This window comes from Cohnella mopanensis, from assembly GCF_022352055.1.
Taxonomy (GTDB): domain Bacteria; phylum Bacillota; class Bacilli; order Paenibacillales; family Paenibacillaceae; genus Cohnella; species Cohnella mopanensis.
This window is the reverse complement of the sequence record NZ_JAKRWM010000032.1, coordinates 37,882-55,812: the sequence shown is the minus strand read 5'-3', so window position 1 is coordinate 55,812 and position 17,931 is coordinate 37,882. Positions and strand designations below refer to the sequence as shown.

Annotated in this window: 19 protein-coding genes; 16 read left to right on the top strand and 3 right to left on the bottom strand. The window is 47.6% G+C overall.

The annotated features are described in order from the left end of the window. The 7 genes from L3D05_RS25885 to L3D05_RS25860 form a co-directional block, all read left to right on the top strand. Positions 1 to 2,135 (top strand): condensation domain-containing protein (locus L3D05_RS25885; RefSeq protein ID WP_239619258.1); only part of this gene is annotated, 2,135 nt, incomplete at its 5' end. 199 nt (positions 2,136 to 2,334) lie between these two features. After that, positions 2,335 to 3,120, top strand: coding sequence for a COG4705 family protein (locus L3D05_RS25880; RefSeq protein ID WP_239619257.1), 786 nt, complete (start codon positions 2,335 to 2,337; stop codon positions 3,118 to 3,120). Positions 3,121 to 3,133: 13 nt separating this feature from the next. Further along, complete coding sequence (locus tag L3D05_RS26560; RefSeq protein WP_255807903.1) at positions 3,134 to 3,265, top strand: hypothetical protein; 132 nt, start codon at positions 3,134 to 3,136, stop codon at positions 3,263 to 3,265. 15 nt (positions 3,266 to 3,280) lie between these two features. After that, the gene (locus L3D05_RS25875; protein WP_369418012.1) at positions 3,281 to 4,303 is read left to right on the top strand and encodes an MGDG synthase family glycosyltransferase; all 1,023 of its coding nucleotides are present in this window, start codon (positions 3,281 to 3,283) and stop codon (positions 4,301 to 4,303) included. Then, positions 4,296 to 5,501, top strand: coding sequence for an MFS transporter (locus L3D05_RS25870; RefSeq protein ID WP_239619255.1), 1,206 nt, complete (start codon positions 4,296 to 4,298; stop codon positions 5,499 to 5,501). The genes L3D05_RS25875 and L3D05_RS25870 overlap by 8 nt, the downstream gene beginning before the upstream one ends. A 30-nt stretch (positions 5,502 to 5,531) precedes the next feature. Then, positions 5,532 to 6,980 carry a sensor histidine kinase gene (locus L3D05_RS25865; RefSeq protein ID WP_239619254.1) on the top strand — a complete coding sequence of 483 codons (1,449 nt, stop codon included), beginning with the start codon at positions 5,532 to 5,534 and terminating at the stop codon, positions 6,978 to 6,980. 7 nt (positions 6,981 to 6,987) lie between these two features. Beyond that, positions 6,988 to 7,680 carry a response regulator transcription factor gene (locus tag L3D05_RS25860; protein WP_239619253.1) on the top strand — a complete coding sequence of 231 codons (693 nt, stop codon included), beginning with the start codon at positions 6,988 to 6,990 and terminating at the stop codon, positions 7,678 to 7,680. Positions 7,681 to 7,743: 63 nt separating this feature from the next. Here L3D05_RS25860 and L3D05_RS25855 read toward each other — a convergent pair whose 3' ends face one another. The 3 genes from L3D05_RS25855 to L3D05_RS25845 all read right to left on the bottom strand — a co-directional run bounded on the left by L3D05_RS25855 (position 7,744) and on the right by L3D05_RS25845 (position 10,461). After that, positions 7,744 to 9,204 (bottom strand): hypothetical protein, encoded by a 1,461-nt coding sequence (locus tag L3D05_RS25855; RefSeq protein WP_239619252.1) that lies wholly within the window; start codon positions 9,202 to 9,204, stop codon positions 7,744 to 7,746. Next, complete coding sequence (locus L3D05_RS25850; protein WP_239619251.1) at positions 9,201 to 9,776, bottom strand: undecaprenyl-diphosphatase; 576 nt, start codon at positions 9,774 to 9,776, stop codon at positions 9,201 to 9,203. The genes L3D05_RS25855 and L3D05_RS25850 overlap by 4 nt, the downstream gene beginning before the upstream one ends. A gap of 82 nt (positions 9,777 to 9,858) precedes the next feature. Next, positions 9,859 to 10,461, bottom strand: coding sequence for a TetR/AcrR family transcriptional regulator (locus L3D05_RS25845; protein ID WP_239619250.1), 603 nt, complete (start codon positions 10,459 to 10,461; stop codon positions 9,859 to 9,861). 152 nt (positions 10,462 to 10,613) lie between these two features. Here L3D05_RS25845 and L3D05_RS25840 point away from each other — a divergent pair, with 152 nt between their 5' ends. The 9 genes from L3D05_RS25840 to L3D05_RS25800 all read left to right on the top strand — a co-directional run bounded on the left by L3D05_RS25840 (position 10,614) and on the right by L3D05_RS25800 (position 17,931). Then, positions 10,614 to 11,267, top strand: a complete 654-nt coding sequence (locus L3D05_RS25840; protein ID WP_239619249.1) for a peroxiredoxin-like family protein — start codon at positions 10,614 to 10,616, stop codon at positions 11,265 to 11,267. Between the two features lie 109 nt (positions 11,268 to 11,376). Then, positions 11,377 to 11,511 (top strand): sporulation protein YjcZ, encoded by a 135-nt coding sequence (locus tag L3D05_RS25835; protein WP_239619248.1) that lies wholly within the window; start codon positions 11,377 to 11,379, stop codon positions 11,509 to 11,511. A 356-nt stretch (positions 11,512 to 11,867) separates the two neighbouring features. Beyond that, positions 11,868 to 13,361, top strand: coding sequence for an Lsa family ABC-F type ribosomal protection protein (locus L3D05_RS25830; protein ID WP_239619247.1), 1,494 nt, complete (start codon positions 11,868 to 11,870; stop codon positions 13,359 to 13,361). 150 nt (positions 13,362 to 13,511) lie between these two features. Beyond that, the gene (locus L3D05_RS25825) at positions 13,512 to 13,925 is read left to right on the top strand and encodes an Rrf2 family transcriptional regulator (RefSeq protein WP_239619246.1); all 414 of its coding nucleotides are present in this window, start codon (positions 13,512 to 13,514) and stop codon (positions 13,923 to 13,925) included. A 100-nt stretch (positions 13,926 to 14,025) separates the two neighbouring features. Continuing rightward, positions 14,026 to 14,889 carry an SDR family oxidoreductase gene (locus L3D05_RS25820; protein WP_239619245.1) on the top strand — a complete coding sequence of 288 codons (864 nt, stop codon included), beginning with the start codon at positions 14,026 to 14,028 and terminating at the stop codon, positions 14,887 to 14,889. A gap of 190 nt (positions 14,890 to 15,079) precedes the next feature. Beyond that, the gene (locus tag L3D05_RS25815) at positions 15,080 to 15,532 is read left to right on the top strand and encodes a disulfide oxidoreductase (protein ID WP_239619244.1); all 453 of its coding nucleotides are present in this window, start codon (positions 15,080 to 15,082) and stop codon (positions 15,530 to 15,532) included. Between the two features lie 109 nt (positions 15,533 to 15,641). Then, positions 15,642 to 16,040, top strand: coding sequence for a hypothetical protein (locus L3D05_RS25810; RefSeq protein WP_239619243.1), 399 nt, complete (start codon positions 15,642 to 15,644; stop codon positions 16,038 to 16,040). Then, positions 16,037 to 17,392: a right-handed parallel beta-helix repeat-containing protein gene (locus L3D05_RS25805; RefSeq protein WP_239619242.1), complete on the top strand. Its 1,356-nt coding sequence runs from the start codon at positions 16,037 to 16,039 to the stop codon at positions 17,390 to 17,392. The genes L3D05_RS25810 and L3D05_RS25805 overlap by 4 nt, the downstream gene beginning before the upstream one ends. Further along, a complete protein-coding gene (locus L3D05_RS25800) occupies positions 17,389 to 17,931 on the top strand; it encodes a nitrous oxide reductase accessory protein NosL (RefSeq protein ID WP_239619241.1) in 543 nt (180 codons plus the stop codon). The genes L3D05_RS25805 and L3D05_RS25800 overlap by 4 nt, the downstream gene beginning before the upstream one ends.

The window sequence follows — 17,931 nt, the reverse complement described above, 5'->3', positions numbered from 1 at the left end:
GCATCGCGGGTGTGCAAGTGGCGGCAGGGTATGCAAACCAGCCGGAGCTGACGGCGGAGAAGTTCGTGGCGAATCCATTCTTGCCGGGGACGCGCATGTACCGGACGGGAGATTTGGCCCGCTGGACGGCGGACGGTCAAATTCAATACTTGGGCCGAATCGACGATCAAGTGAAAATCCGGGGGTACCGGATCGAGATGGGCGAGATCGAACGAACGCTGTTGACGCACGAAGCGGTGTCGGAGGCGGCAGTCGTAGCAGCGGAAGATGGTATCGGCGACAAACGTCTAGTCGCGTACATCGTAGCTGATCGCGCTTTTACGTCGAGCGAGATGCGCCAACATTGCGGGGAGCGATTACCGGACTATATGATCCCGGCGCTGTTCGCGCAGTTGGAGCGGATGCCGCTGACAGCGAGCGGAAAGGCGGACCGGAAAGCACTACCTGCGCCGGAAGAGGAAGTGGCCACGGGCGTGGTGTACGCAGAGCCGACCACGGAGATGGAACAGCAATTGACCGAGTTATGGGAGGAACTCCTACAACGGGACAAAGTCGGCATCGACGATGATTTCTTCGCCATCGGCGGTCACTCGCTGAAGGCGGCGACGTTGGCGGCGCGCATAGGAGAATGGAGATGCGCTCAAGTATCGGTAAAAGATATATTCCTGTATCCGACGATTCGCAAACTATCCGGAAAATTAGAGCTGAAATATGAAGCCGAAGCCTTCTATTCCTCCATTCCCCGGGCGCCGGAGCAGCCGCACTACGCGATTACTCCCGTGCAGAAGCAAATGCTTCTTCACGAATCTCGCAGTCCCGGCAGCTTGTCTTACCATATGCCGTCGGTGCTGGAGCTTGAGGGAAAGCTGGACGAAGACAGGCTGAAGGAAGCATTAACCCAACTAGTAAATCGGCATGATTCGCTTCGAACCTCCTTCGGCCAATCGGAAGGTCAATCGGTACAGATCGTTCATGCGGAGACGAACGTTGATCTGGAAACATTGGACGAGGAAGCGTTCTTCTCGGGGATCGAGGGGAACTGGGAAGCAGCGGCGCAAGCGTGGCTTCGCCCGTTCGATCTAACCCGATCGCCGCTCTTTCGCGTCGGACTTGTAAGGATGGCGCCGGAGAACCATCTTCTGCTCCTCGACATTCATCATGCCGTATCCGATGGGGTGACGTCGGGCATTCTCGTAAGCGACCTGATTGCGCTCTACGAGAACCGGCCATTGCCGGAGGTGAAGGCGCAGTTCAAAGATTACGGCGAATGGATCGCCAAGCTTCGGAACGAATCGGAGTGGGATCGAATGCGGAAATATTGGTCATCGAAGTTCGCAGACGGCATACCGGACTTCGAATTGCCTTATGACCGCGACAGACGATCGATATCGGATCTTTCGGAGCTGGACAAAGCAGACCGGTATACGTTCCGCATTGAAAGTCCTATGAAAACAGATTTGGAGCGTCTTGCCTATCGGACAGGGACGACCATGTTCATGGTTATACTTGCATCCTATCAAGCATTGCTTGGTTGCTGGTCGGGGACAACGGATGTCGTGACCGGAGTGCCATCAGCAGGTCGAATGCATCCCGATTTGGCGCAGACCGCTGGATTGCTGCTGCAAACGTGGGCTATACGCAGCCGTCCCGAATCTACGCTTTCTTTCGAAGAATGGCTTGCAGAGGTGAAAGTAAGTCTCCTGGAAGCGTTCGAGCATCCATGGCTGGCCGCAGAGGATCTTACCGAGTTGCTTGACGAGCGGGGGCTTGTTCGTTGGGAAGCAACCCGGAATCCGCTGTTCGAGACGATGTTCGTTATGCAGAACACGGATCCAGCGCCGTCCCACGCGGAGGAACTTGCGTGGCGTGCGCTGCCGTGGAATTTCACCGGAGCTAAGCTTGATCTCGTGCTACAAGCGGAAGAAATAGAAGGGGCATTAGTTTTTGCCTTTGATTATCGTTCCTGCTTGTTCCGCGAGGAGACCGTTGCCGAGATGGCCCGCGAACTGCTGAAGTTGCTGGAAAGAGCGGCGGCATATCCCTTGCAGAGCCTTGGCCAATTAACGGGAATCGAGGCGATGCGCGAATCATCGGATACGGATGACGATCTATTCGGCTCGGGATTTCAGTTCTAGGTCACAGTTAAAACCGTCATTAGGCTGACCAGATATTATTACTGGTTGGCTTTTTTTTTGATTTATTTAATAGACTCATCACTGTTAATTCAATCAAGCGAGTTAATAAATTGTTAAGAAACTGTTCATGGGCGCTTCACTAATTCCAAGTATCGTTAGTTGTGTAGATCGATGACGACTTATTAAGGGGGATTAGGAAGTGAACGCAAACGTAAAAGAAAAACCGATTTCCAATCTTTTGAACAAGGTGCCGGAAGTGACGATTTATTTCTGGATCATCAAAGTGATGGCGACCACGGTCGGGGAGACGGCCGCCGATTACTTGAACTTCAACTTGAGCTGGGGATTAACGAATACGACGTTGTTTATGTGTGGCGTTTTCCTCCTTGCTTGGATCGTTCAGATGAGAGCCAAGCGCTATGTTCCTGGCATTTACTGGCTCGTTGTCGTTCTGATCAGCGTCGTCGGGACGTTGATAACCGACAATCTCACTGATAATTACGGCGTGCCGTTAGAGACGACAACGATTATTTTCTCCGTTGCGTTGATAATCGCTTTTACGGCGTGGTTCAGAGCCGAGAAAACGCTATCGATTCATTCCATCTACCCAGGAAGACGCGAGGTCTTTTATTGGCTGGTCATCTTGATTACGTTCGCTCTGGGAACTTCAGCTGGCGATCTGCTGTCGGAAGGCATCGACCTGGGGTACGGTTGGTCTACGGTACTATTCACCGCGGCCATCGCGATCGTGACGTTCGCTTATTATCGGTTACGATTGAATGCGGTAACCGCATTCTGGATCGCCTACGTACTGACTCGGCCATTCGGCGCCTCCGTGGGGGATTACTTGACGCAGTCGAGGGATGATGGAGGGCTCGGTCTTGGTTCCGAACTTGTGACCGTCTTTTTCCTGATTACGATCGTAGGATTGGTCGTTTATTTGACGAAGTCGAGAAGAGATTTCATTCTCGAATCCAGGACGTAAGGGGGGAGATCCCATGAAATCGGACGCGAAGGTCATGATCGTCTATTCTTCCTTCGGGGACGGACATTTGCAAGCCGCTTTGGCGCTTAAACAATCGTTCGCCTCCAGGGGCATTCACGACGTAAGATTAATCGATCTATTCTAGGAAGCTCATCCGCATATCAATGCGGTCAGCCGTTTCTTCTATTTGCAAAGCGCAATCTATGCTCCCCGAATATACGGTTTTCTCTACCGCTTAACGAATCGCAAAACGAGCGTATGGCTCGGTAGCCTTTTCCATTCGATCGGCAAGAAGCGCCTTCTCGAGTTATGGAAGGATGAGCGGCCGGATTTAATCATCCACACGTTTCCGCAACTTGCGGCGGATGAGCTAAGACGTCATGACAATCACGGTATACCGACGTTTACGGTGATGACCGATTATGTTCTTCACAGTCGATGGATTCATCCAAGTACGACGGGTTATTTCGTAGCGTCCGAATCGTTAAAGAAGGCGCTATCGGCAGCCGGAGTACCCGACCACCGAATATCCGTAACCGGCATTCCGCTTCGGGAACAGTTCTCGAAGCCCGTGAGTCGAGAAGATTTGTGCAAGCAATACGGATTAGACTCATCGCGGCGCTATGTTCTAATTATGGCGGGCGCCTACGGCGTGCAAGCTTCCGTTCGATCGATGATCGACGTCGTCTTGAAGGACACGGAATGTGATCTGATCGTCGTCTGCGGCAAAAATGATAAGCTCAAGTACAATGTAGACGCAGCTTATGGAGGATTAGACAGAGTGCGCGTGCTTGCCTACGCGGAGAGAGTGCATGAATTAATGGTTCTAGCCGATTGCATGTTGACGAAGGCGGGCGGCATTACGTTAACGGAAGCGCTGGCCTTGTCGTTGCCGGCGATCGTATACCGGCCGCTTCCGGGTCAGGAAAGGGGAAATGCCGATTATTTAGTCGGCATAGGCGCGATCGGTGTCGCCTATCGTAAAGAACAATTATCGGTGCAATTGCGACTTGCTTTGGATTCTTCGCACGCCGAGCGCATGAGAGAGGCGATGGCGGAAGCGTATCGCGGCGATTCCGCGCAGCTCATATGCTATGAGGCTTTATCGTTCGACGGGCTTGTCGATGGGGCAACTCCGGGTATCGTAACTTCGGATAGAAAGGCCGTTAGCGTACATGTTTAATACTCAATGGAGAAAGCTCGTACCGGGTTCCATGCTCCCGGCCGCCCTGTTATTGTTCGTCGCGGAATGGTTAAGAGGCGCTTATCTGATCTCCTTCTTGCCCTATTATTCTGTTCAGCATGCGAATGCTGCCGCTGCTTTCGTCGGGCTTGCCGTCTCCGCTCATTATTTGGCAGATAGCGCGATCAAGACTTTCGCAGGTTATTTGCTCGATCGATATTCGCCCAAAATGGTTCTTCAGGTCGGATTCGCTTTAACGGTATGCGGACTAGTTTTATCGTTGTCGACCGGTTTCGGTTGGATGACCGTCTTATCGTCCGGAATAATGGGGATAGGTTTATCTCCGATATGGCTTGTCGGCGTGAGGCACGTAAAGGAGGAAAATCGGGCTGAGCGCATGGGGATCTTATATGCCTTCTGGATGGCTGGCTTAGGCTTGGGTCCCGTTATGCTGAATTTGGTGTTGGACGGGGGATTGGGCATCGGCATTATCGCGCTGTCGGCGTTCCTTACGACAGGATGGCTCATCGTTTGTCTTTGCCGATTCCCTCTCGAACATGTCGCTAAGCTCGGACGCGTGTCGGCGATGGAACAGTTAAAGTTGATGCGAGAAAATTTGAAAAACAACCGAATAATTGTGCCGGCTATCTTGCTGCAAACGATGGGGGCCGGAATCATCGTTCCGTTCCTGTCCAGCTTCGCATCTCAGCGATTGGCGTTAACGAATTCTGAGCTTTCGCTCGTCATGGTTCTGGGAGGCGCATGCGTTGTCTTGTTGCTAGTTCCGATGGGGAAATGGTACGATTCATCCAAGAGCAGATGGTTTCTGGTGTGCGGTTTCGGACTCTTCGCGGTTTCTTTAGCCGGGCTGACGACCGTAAGTTCATTAACGGGAGCAACTATGATGGCGGTCGTCATGGGTTTCGCCTATGCGATGCTCTTGCCTGCATGGAACGCTCTGTTGTCCCGTCACGTTCCCGCCCAATCGCCAAGCATGGGATGGGGGATCCTTTCATCTTTGGAAGGTATGGGAGTCGTTGTCGGTCCGTTGATCGGCAGTTGGGCAGTGGCTAAGGGAAGCTTGGCATCTCCGTTTCTGCTATGCGCCTGCTTATACGGGATAGTCGGGTTATCTTACTTCCTTATGCCCGCCGAACTATTCGGTAAAAGAAGCTCGGTCGAAATAGGCAAAGCTTAGCACGATTCTTAGACGAGGTGCGCGATTGTCATGTCGATTCGATTAAAGTTGATTTTGTCCTATTTAGCGATGCTTATCGTACCTCTCGTGCTTCTGGTCTTGACGGCGATGTTGCTTGTCGTCGTATATCAAGGAGACCTGCAAAATTTGAAGAAGCTATACGAAACGAAAATCGAAGGACTCGAGGAAAGCGACTATCACCGCTTGATCAAGCATGCGATCGAACAAGATCCGGCTTTGCTCAAAGATCAAAAATATTTAAATGATTTGTCGGCCGAACTGACGAGCAAGGATACTTATCTCTATATCCGCTCGGGAAACCGCGTATTATTCGCTTCCGATGGAATTCAATCCAATACGGATCTCATCTCGGAATTACCGGCATTCCAGCGTTCCCGAGATCGATTCGTATCTCCAACGAAGCCTTACGGGAACGAATTTTATCAATTCGTCCGATACGACTTCGGAAGCGTCGATACGGTTAACCTTTATTTGATCACGAAGGTCGATCCGTTCATCTATTTTGCTAGAAAATATTCCCCATACTTGTTGGTATCGGCCATAGTTATACTCGTGCTGACAAATGCGTTATTGACCTTATATATGTCCAAGAAAATTATCAAGCCGCTAATGGAGCTTCGAAAGTCCGCCATGCAGTTCAAAGACGGCAAGCTCGAGACGCCAGTAATGATCAAAGGTAAGGATGAAATCGGCCAGTTAGGTACGGCATTCGAAGAAATGCGTTCCCGGCTTCGCGATTCCATAGCCGTTCAAGCGCAGTACGAGCTGAACCGCAAGGAGTTGATCGCGAACATCTCGCATGACTTGAAGACGCCGATTACTTCCATTCGGGGTTATGTAGACGGATTGCTGGAAGGCATCGCCGATTCCCCGGAAAAGACGGAAAAATACATGCGAACGATAGCGGCGAAAGCGGTAGAAATGGATCGTCTGATCGATGAGCTGTTTTTATATTCCAAATTGGATTTGCACAGCATGCCTTTCTCCTTCGAAACGGTGAAAATCGATGATTTCTTGAACGACTTGGCGGAAGAATTGCACTTCGAGTTAGAGAAAACGGGCGTGAATTTCGTATCCGATATTCAGGTCGACCCGGATTCCGCCATCACGATCGATGGGGACTCGTTCCGTCGGGTTCTTAACAATATCATTCAGAACAGCTTGAAATTCATGGACAAAGCGGATAAGGAAATCCGTCTGGCTGCGAAGACGGAGCGCGAGTTGTTGCTCGTCATCGAGGATAACGGCTCGGGGATTCCTAATGAAGCTCTGCCTTACGTATTCGACAGGTTCTATAGGGCGGAGCGTTCGCGAAGCGCCGAGACGGGAGGTAGCGGCCTCGGACTTGCGATCGCGAAGCAGATCGTATCCGCTCACGGCGGGAATATCCGCGCGGAGAGCGAAGAGGGAGCCGGATCCCGTATCATAATAACTTTGCCGATCGCAAGGAGGGACTGAACCGATCATGAAGAAAATTTCGATCTTGATCGTAGAAGACGATAAATCCATCGCCGAGCTTCAGCGCGATTACTTGGAAGCGAGCGGCTACCGCACGGAAATTGCCGACAACGGAGAGTTGGGGCTTGAGAAAACGTTAAGCGGGCAATTCGATCTGGTCGTGCTCGATGTGATGCTGCCGAAATTAAATGGCTTCGAAGTGTGTAAACGAATACGCGAAGAAGTCGACATTCCAGTGCTGATGGTAACGGCAAGCAGGGACGACATCGATGTTATTCGGGGATTGGATCTCGGGGCCGACGATTATATGACGAAACCGTTCAAACCAGCGGAATTGGTAGCGAGAATAAAAGCGCACTTGAATCGGTATGAACGGTTGAAAGGAAGGAAACCTGAATCGAGCGAAATCGAATTCCGCGAGCTTCGGATCGATCCGGAGTCGAGGCGGGTATACGTTAAAGAAGAGGAAGTCACGTTAACGGTCAAAGAGTTCGATTTGCTCTATTTTTTGGCGAGCCATCCGAATCGGGTGTTCAGCAAAGACCATTTGTTCGAGCGGCTATGGGGAATCGATTCCATGGGGGATACGCAAACGGTTACCGTCCACGTCCGAAAGCTCAGGGAGAAGATGGAGAGGGTTCATCCGAATCTCAACTTCGTCGAAACCGTGTGGGGAGCAGGGTATCGATTTCGCGGATAACCTGTCTATGCGAAAGGGGTTGATCGTAGGGCACCGTGTCCCGGGATCAACCCCTTTCTGGTATTATTCAAGCTTGCGAATCTCGAATACGCTGCCGTATCTTCCTTGATAGACCGGTTGTCCGAAAGCACTAGTCCATTGCTGAAGCAAGTTCCCGGAAACGGTGTTGTGCGCGATAACGTAATCGGGTCGATCGGCCTTGACGATCTCGGGCAGCTTATCCGAGAAGCCGTACATCGACCGCTCGAACGCGGTCCAACCGAAGGCGCCCCTGGAAGCATCGGTCACGAACGGATCCTGCCTGCCGTCGCATAAGACGTTCGCTCCGCGGAACATAACATAACCGGAAGCGCCGTATCGGGCGAGAACTTTAGGCCGAACGCCGGAAGAAGTTTGCGCCATCACGTAATTCATTTCGTCTACAGGATAGTCTTTGGCATCGGTCTTCGGAGGGAAAGCAAAGACGAATGCCAAATTCAAGATCAACCCGACCGCCATGCCGGCAAACGCGTAACGCGGGCCAAAAGAAAAGCGGAAGTTCAGCGTTCGGCGCAGGAGAGGGGCTTTCTCCATTGCGGATGCAGCGAAATAAAGGATAAACAACCATAAGAACAAGTTTTGTTTGTAATTCGACAGGCCTAAGTATGCAATTCCGATCATGAGGAAAATCCGGAAAACTTTCTTGTGCAGGGAGAACGGAATCACGAAAGCAAAGAAGATAAGCGCCAGGATGATCGGGATGTTCTGCCAATTTCCGTAATCAATGGGCTGCCATTCGTCGATCAAGAGATTGAAACGATTTTTCGTAACCGCAAGGATGTAGAATAAGCTGCGATATCCTCCCGGATTAAGCAAGCCGGCTAGAGCGGTTATCGTATAGATGGCAAGGTCGCGTTTACGTCCTTGCCTCTCGAACAATGTTTCCGCAATTTGCATGCCCGAGAACACCGCGATGACTAGCCACACTCCAGTATGTACGTTCGCGATGGCAAGCGACAATAAAACCATCGCTGCCCCGTATCGAACATCCCCCGACATTTTGTAACGCCTCATCCAGACGAAATACCAGACAATGAGGAATGCAGAGATCATTTGCGGACGACTCGTAAAATAAACGTAATAAATCCACGCGCCGGCTAATGCTAAGAAGAGCATACAAAGGAGGGGCAGGCCTTGCAGATTTTGTTCTTGCCTGGACACCTCCATTAACCGATATAAGCCAACGATAAGCAAGGCGAAGCTAGTCGCGGTCAATAGATAAGTGCCGGGCCAACCAAAAACCGTATAGAGCCATCCTTCGATGATCTGAAACCCGAATTCATGAGGGATATAGGGCAAGTTGTCCCCGTAAAAAGTATGGATCGCATGATGGAGGATCGTGCCGTGCTCGATCATGTAACGACCGTTCTCGATATGCCAGAACGTATCCGGATCGTTATAGGAATTCGAGGGAAAGAGCAGCAATATGACGAGCGCGGACAGAGCCGCGCTGGCCCATAGACTGAATAACCGTTTATTGCTCATTGCCGGGGTAAAAACTTCAGCTTTACTGTCAACGAGCGGTACAGCTTAATGAGTCCGTTCGGCAATACGTCCATTTTTCCGTTCGTGCGGTAGACGGAGTAGCTAACGATAAAGGATAAAACGATGGCCCCAAGGATGTCTCCCGGATAGTGGACGCCTACATATACCCGTGCAATCCCCGTCAAGAGGGCGAGGCCCAGCAGAATGTAGCCTAATTTCTTGCGAACGAACCATACGCTAAACGCAAGCGAGAAGGCAAGCGTGGCATGATCGCTCGGGAACGACGCGTCGGCAGCGTGCGGGATGAGTTGATTAACTTCGTGCGCAACGAACGGTCTAGGATGGTTTATCGCCGGGGAAATCAACAACGATCCAAGAAGCAGGGCAATCGCGGTCGATAATCCCGCGTAGAAGACCAGTTTCTGATTGGCTGGCTTAGCCGTAATCCACAAAGCGGCCATCACGATCAGGATGATCCATACGATATCCTGCGCGAAAAATTCGAAAATATCGTCTATCGTATCGAATCTAGAAGCGAATTGATTGAGAAAGTGGAACAAGTTTTCGTTCATGTGCGGAAGATCTCCTTTTGTATTTTTGTAAATACTATATCTCCTTTATATTAACTATTTATTAATTCCCTTAAGTATCCATTCATTTTACTCGTCTAAAACAACATTGCCGAAGATAGGAAGAGAGGCTGGCGATATTCATGTGCATATGTCTATTGCTACCTTCTAGCTTGCTCAGCATAATGCCGCCTTCCAATAAGGAGAAGGCAAATGTGGCCAATGCATCGACATCCAAATCCGTCTTGAATTCACCGTTTTTTATGCCATCCTCAATAATTGCTTTTATCATATCTAAGGTAACGAAAAGACCTTGCTGGGCTCTATGTCGCAAAGTCGGGTGAGTGTCGTCGCTCTCAACGGCGGTGTTCTGCAAGGGGCATCCGCCGATGAAAGGGGGATTGTTCACGACGTCTTCATAGACGCGGAAAAATGCGAGCAATCGGCCTGTGGCGGACTCCTCGTTACCGATAGCTTCGGATAAACGGTTGCCGACAATAGAAGCGGCATAATTGTAAGCCTCAAGAGCAATTTCGTCTTTATTGTGAAAGTGGCGATAGATGCCCCCTTTTTGGATGCCGGTGGCGGCAATAATATCGTTTAAAGATGAACCGGCGAATCCTTGCTGATTAAACAGTTCAGCAGATTTCATAATGATGTGTTCCCGTGTTTTGTCGCCTTTTTTCATGAGTCCTCCGCTCGAATAATGTTCTAATTATTCATTATAACAAATGATAAGATTGCATCTTGCCATTTATTGGTTAAATGTTACAATCAAAAGATACCGAACGGTATCTTTTGATTGTTTTTCTATTTTACATTATAAAGGAGAGTAGTGCCATGTCGATTAAAGAACAGTTGGAACAAGCGAAGACGGGCTTTATTGCTCGAGTGCCCGAAGAGGCTCAGATGAACATTTTTCGACACATCCGGGAGCAGCAGCAATCCGGTATCGTTTTTGGATTAAAGGAAGGAGACGAAGCTCCGAATTTTACTTTGAGCAATCCGCTCGGCGAGCAAGTAACCTTGTATGACGAGCTTGCCAAAGGTGCTGTTGTCCTTATATTCTACCGCGGTAGTTGGTGTCCGTACTGCAATATCCAGCTTAGGGGTTTCCAGCTATTATTGTCCGAATTTCGCAAGCATGGCGGGCAATTGATCGCCGTCTCTCCGCAAAGCCCAGACAACTCGATATCCCAGACGGAGAAAGAAGAACTGACGTTCCAAGTGTTGAGCGATACGAATGGCCTTGTTTCCGAAAGTTACAACCTTTTATTTGAATTACCCGATTACCTTCAGAATACGTTCATATATACGCTTAAGCGGGATTTGACCGAGTTCAATGCAACCGATCGCTGGGTGCTTCCCGTACCTGCCACTTACTTGATCGACAAGGACCGAATAGTCCGTCACGCTTACGTTAACCCTGATTTCATGCAACGGGTGGAGCCGCAGGAAATGATCGATCTCTTGAAGGAAATTGAGGCAAAATAAAAATATGCGAATTTTTGCCCCGTCTGTGCGGATGCACATACCGGATATTTATCTCAACATACACTAACCGGGTGATGTAACATCACAATAACTATTGGTGGTGATATACATGGGTTATGAAGTCGGTGGTGTTGGTGCCGGAAGTTGTGGAGGCTATGGCGGCGGCATGCAAGCAGCTGCATTCGCGCTGGTACTCTTCATTCTGCTGGTAATCATCCTTCGCGCTGGAACAGGCATTTACTAATCATTTGATCGTCGCGTAACCTTATCCCATCATGCTATTTAGCATGATGGGATTTTTCTTTTTGAAACGTTTCATGCTCAGGCTTGTTGAATTTACAAAATGCCTATGATAAAATACATCTAATTTAATTACGGGAGCTGAAGAGAATGTGATTTTTCTTGCTAATCATAATAAAACAATTAAAGCGATCGTGATCGCATGTTTTATTTTGTATGCAAGAAAGTTACACTTCTTTTCACTCAAAAAATATATCCATGTCTAACTCTATAGCGGGTTGGATTAACTGTATTTATTTGAGCTACAAGAAAGTAACTTTCTTGTAGCTTTTATATTTTCTAATGCAGGAGGATTATTTTATGTCATTAATTAACGTTACCAATCTAACTTTTGCCTATGAGGGCAGCTACGATAACCTGTTTGACAACGTAAGTTTTCAGTTGGATACCGATTGGAAATTAGGATTTACGGGAAGAAACGGTAGGGGAAAGACAACATTTCTCCATTTGTTGCAAGGTAAATATGATTACAGCGGAAAGATATCTGCTCAAGTCGGTTTTGAATATTTCCCATTTCATGTCGAGGACAGGCAAAATAACACGATCGATATCATTGGAGACATCGTTCCAGACTATGTTCACTGGGAATTAATGCGGGAGCTTTCATTGCTCAAAGTGTCAGAGGATGTTTTATATCGGCCTTTTGATACTTTGTCCAACGGAGAGCAGACGAAAGTGTTGTTGGCTGCCTTATTTCTCAAGGAAAATCGATTTTTGCTAATTGATGAGCCAACCAATCATCTGGATAGGGAAGGGCGAGCAATCGTCAGTCATTATCTTAATTCCAAGAGCGGATTTATACTGGTGTCTCACGATAGATCCTTTCTCGATAACTGCGTGGACCATATCCTGTCCATCAGTAAGACGAACGTTGAAGTTCAGAGAGGAAATTTCTCCGACTGGTGGGAAAATAAAAAGAGGCAAGATCAATTCGAACTGGCAGAGGACGAAAAGTTAAGAAAAGACATTAAGCGATTGTCGGATTCAGCCAAGCAAAAGAGCAATTGGTCGCACGCAGTGGAAAAAACGAAAAACGGGACAACAAACTCCGGTTCCAGCGTAGATAGAGGATATATTGGCCACAAGGCTGCCAAAATGATGAAACGTTCTAAAACAATCGAGAACAGACAGCAAACGGCTATCGATGAAAAATCTAAGCTTCTTAAAAACATCGAAACCTCCGACAGCTTAAAAATTTCCCAACTTGCCTATCATAAAAACCAACTAGCTGAACTTGAGCACATATCGATCTATTACGATGAGATGTTGGTGTGCGCAGACATTAGTTTTACTATTGAGCAGGGGGAGCGAATTGCGCTTTCAGGGAAAAACGGCTCCGGAAAATCGAGTATTATCAAACTTATTCGCGGTGAAAATATTAACTATACGGGAACGTTCAGAAAGGGAAGTCAGCTAAGAATCTCGTATGTTTCACAGGATACCTCGCATTTAAAAGGCAACTTAACGGACTATGCTAGAGATAACGGGATTGAGGAAAGCTTATTTAAAGCCATTTTAAGGAAGCTTGATTTTTCCAGACTTCAATTTGAAAAGGATATTTCTACGTATAGCGGCGGCCAGAAGAAGAAGGTGCTCCTTGCCCGAAGTCTTTGCGAGAAAGCTCATTTGCATATTTGGGATGAACCGCTTAACTTTGTCGATGTCATTTCGCGCATGCAGATTGAAGAATTATTGCTTGAATACGCACCAACCCTTCTTTTTGTGGAGCATGACAGTGAATTTTGCCTTAATATCGCTACAAAAATCATTGAACTTGCTGCTCCGGACGTTTAGCAGGTCGTAAATACTAATGTCAGTCGATTAAAACCGCGAAGGCTTGATGCTACGCGGTTTTTGTTTAATGTTAAGCTTACTCCCTGGTCATTTGGCTCTTGACATCATAATAAGTAATAACTATAGTGGTTACAACGGTGGTGATAAAGCTTGAAGCAAATAAGCACGCGTTTTTCAATGGCGGTTCATATCCTTTCCTTGATTTCCGTTAATCCAAACGTGACAGGGGACTTCATTGCGGGCAGCGTAAACACGAATCCTGTGGTCATCCGCAGAATTATGGGAATGTTAAAGAAGGTAGGGCTGGTGGATGTGCGACCAGGGGTAGGAGGCGCCTCACTGCTCAAGCCGCCAGAGGAAATTACGCTTCTTGACGTTTATCGTGCTGTAAATGTGATTGAACAAAACCAATTATTCCGCGTTCACGAAGACCCGAATGTGAAATGCCTAGTCGGCCGGAACATCGAGTCAGTCCTTCAATCGGAATTGAAAGAAGCTCAAGCCGCTATGGAACAAAGGCTAGCCCAAACGACTTTGAGTCAACTTACTTCAAGATTCAATTAAATGAGAGCTCCCCCAAGAGCTTTTATTTTATAAACTTGTTGTAACTATAACAGTTATAACATAAGATATTACAACAAAACCTACTAGGAGGAATAACAAGATGAAAATTTTAGTTACGGGTGCAACAGGGAAATTGGGAACGAAAATCGTAGATACGTTATTGAAATCCGTACCCGCAAGTCAAATTGCGGTTAGCGCACGCAATCCAGAGAAAGCAGAAGGGCTCCAAGCTCGAGGAGTAGAAGTTCGGCACGGGGATTTTGACCGCCCGGAAACATTGGATTCCGCCTTTGCGGGAATCGATCGGCTATTGATCATATCTACGGACGGGGACAACGAGACTAGAATACGTCAACATACTAATGCGGTAGCGGCGGCACAGCGGGCACAAGTTGGATTTATTGCCTATACGAGTGCGCCAAATGCAAGCGAAAGCAAGTTGTTCCTTGCTCTAGTCCACCGCGTAACGGAAGAAGCCATCGTCCAAACCGGAATCCCGTATTCTTTCTTGCGTAACAACTGGTACTTGGAGAATGAGATCGGTAGTATTCAAGGTGCACTGGCGGGAGCGCCGTGGGTGACGTCTGCCGGAGAAGGCAAGGCAGGCTGGGCAGCGCAACAAGATTACGCGGAGGCAGCAGCAGCGGTATTAGCGGGAGATGGGCATGAGAATACGGTCTACGAGCTTTCGGGTAAATTACGGACTCAAGCTGAACTGGTGTCCGTTATTGGAACAGCAATAGGGAAAGAAGTACCCTTGCTGCAAGTCGATGATGCCAAATATGCCGACATCATGAAAGGTGCAGGCGTACCCGATTTCGTCATCCCTATTCTCGTAGGGATCCAGCAGGGCATCCGGGAAGGGACTTTGGAAGTCGAAAGCAACGATTTGGAAAAATTGCTCGGTCGTCCAGTTGCCCCAATTAGCGAGGCACTGACACAAATCATTCATAGGATTATTTAAGCTTAGGAAAATCAATCGGTACGGATAGTCGAAGGAATCCTATCGGGTGTCATGAATATGCACGGCCTCCAACCCGCGTGAATCGCGGGTTTTTTGGTTATTAGTTATAGCCCTTATGAGTCATTTTAAGCACCTTTGAAGCAGGGTATAGTTAGCTTGTGATACGACAAATCTATTGGGGTGGAATCGGATGAACAGTCAAACCAAGAAAAACTCGTGGATTTTTTATGCGTGGGCAGTATCGGTAGTCGCTACTCTAGGAAGTCTATATCTCAGTGAATATTTGCATTTTACGCCTTGCAGCTTGTGTTGGTTTCAGCGAATTTTCATGTATCCATTGACGATACTGTTAGGCTTGGCTTCCGCTCGCAAACATACTTTTATAGTTACATATGCCTTGCCGTTGGTTATTATAGGCGGCCTGATCTCATCGTATCATATTTTCGTACAAGAGATGCCGCACGAGGGGGCCACTGCGTCTTGCGGACCAGTATCGTGTCAAGAGGATGTATTAAATGCTTTTGGATTCCTTACGGTTCCTATGTTAGCTCTAAGCGCCTTCATTCTCATTTTCGTGTCTCTATTGCGGGTTAGACATTATGAAAAAAGAGAGAGCCATTCCAATGAGGCAACTCCGTCATGAGCTATCTGTCACAAGAATGACATCGGTTATAGCCCTATCGAGTTATGTAATAAATTGGGTTCCGTTCTAGAATAGTAAAGAAACATAGTTGTTGAATCGGGGTGAGTAAATGAAAAATAGACTAGGTAGGATGCTGTTAACTTTAAGCGTGGCTGTAGCCGTATTATCGGCTTGTTCTTCATCTACGATCAAGGGGGACCAAGATCCCAAGGCTGTAAAAGTTGATCTAATCACGGTACCTGCACAGGTTCATTCGGGGGAAGAAACGAAACTACAAGTCACTATCACGGGTTTAGTGGATGAGAAAAACACTGAAGTTCAGTTTGAAATCCGCAATACGGATAATAAGAGCTTACCCGATTTGATTCAAGAGGTTGAATCTTTGGGGAAAGGACAATACACAGCTCCGTATGTATTTAAGAAAGCGGCTAATTACGATGTTTATATCCATCTATACAATCAAGATATTCATATTACGAAAAAGAAACCCGTGGTTGTGAGGGAATGAAAAACAAATTCATGAAGTGGATGAGACTAACAATTGCAATCCTGTTCGTTTCCGTTGCTTCTTCGTTGTTCGGTTCGGCTCAAGCGAATACAACGGAAGCGCCTGCAAAAGCGTTACAGCTGCTGATAGACAACGCAATGCCAGGCGATACGATCGTTCTAGAAGACGGGAAATACCTTGGACCGGCTATCATAAATAAGCAACTGACGATCAAAGGGAGTCGCCACACAGTCGTAACCGCTGATGGTAAGCCTACGGTTATCGATATTCGATCTAATCAAGTCGCAATTGAGGGAATTTCGATAGTTCAACGGTTAGCAGGTGATTCGTCAGCCATTATCGTTAACTCTGATCACGTATCTCTAGACAATCTTTCGATCGAGACACGCGGATTTGGCATTTTGCTTCGAAATGCGAACGAAGGAATAATCAAAAATAACCGGATTGTGTGGTCAGGGGCAAATAACAACGAAAGAGCAAGCATGAGTAAGAAGAACAATGGCATTGACCTTTACGATTCTCATGACAACAGGATTGAAGCAAATGAAATATCGGATATGAGAGACGGGATCTATCTCGAGAACAGCCATCGTTCGAACGTCGCGAACAATCTCATATACCGCTCGCGTTACGGTATTCATTGCATGTATACGGATGGGACCCGCATTATAGGCAATCAAGGGGAGTATAACGTCACGGGAGCAATGATCATGGGAGTTCGAGACGCTGTCGTTTCCAATAATTCATTTCGGAAACAAAGCGAGAACGTGAACTCACAAGGCCTATTATTGTTCGATGTCCAGACCTCACTAATTGAAGACAATGTAGTCGAAGGTAACCGGGTCGGAATTTATATGGAACAATCTTCAAACAACGAATTAAGAAATAACTCCGTCCTGCGAAATTTCATGGGAATCCAATTTTTGGAGTCGAGTGACAACCGATTTAATCATAACCAGTTGATCGCAAACGTGATCGAAGCCGAAGCGCTGGAGAGCAGCGGCAATCGTTTGGATAGTAATTATTGGGACTCCGTTCAGGGGCTGGACGTCAATGATGACGGATTGAGCGATATCTCCTATGCGATAAACCCTTTTTATCAACGGTTGATTCAGAAGACTCCGGCTTTTCAGCTTTTTTTTCAATCTCCAGGAATGATTTACTTGAGCAATTTGTTTATGAACGATAAGGATAATTGGGCAACGGATCGTACTCCTCTGATGAGCCTACCACCCGCATTGGCGGATAGAACTAATCTTCCGCAAGAAACTCGATCCTACGTGTGGATCGCAAGTTTGATTTTACTAAGTGCTTCACTAACCATCATATACAAAGGGGTTCATAGAAAATGAAAAAATGGACATTGGGTTTAACTCTTGTATTGGCGATTGCAGTATTGACTGCTTGCGGAGGGAAAAAATACGAGGCGGTTCCCATTAATGAAGAAGTCGATGTATGCGCTATTTGCAAGATGCAAGTCAAAGACGATGCTTACGCCACGCAGCTCACGACTAAGGATGGGAAAACGTACAAATTTGATGATATCGGCTGCATGAATGAATGGAAGAAGACGAACGGAACGGAAAACATCGGAATGGATTATGTCCGCGATTATAATGACAAGGAATGGGTTGAATACAAGAAAGCGACTTATGTATACGATGCATCGCTTCGCACGCCCATGGCGTATGGCATCGTAAGCTTCAAGGACAAGAAGGCCGCTGAAGATTTCATCGCGGAGCAAGGCGTAGGGAAGCTGATGAAAGCGGATGAGCTGGTCTCTCACACGTGGGAACAAAATAAAGAAAGTATGAACATGGGAGATATGCACGGTGACGGTGATATGAACAGTGTTATGAGCGGCGATTCTATGGAAATGACGGAGAAATAA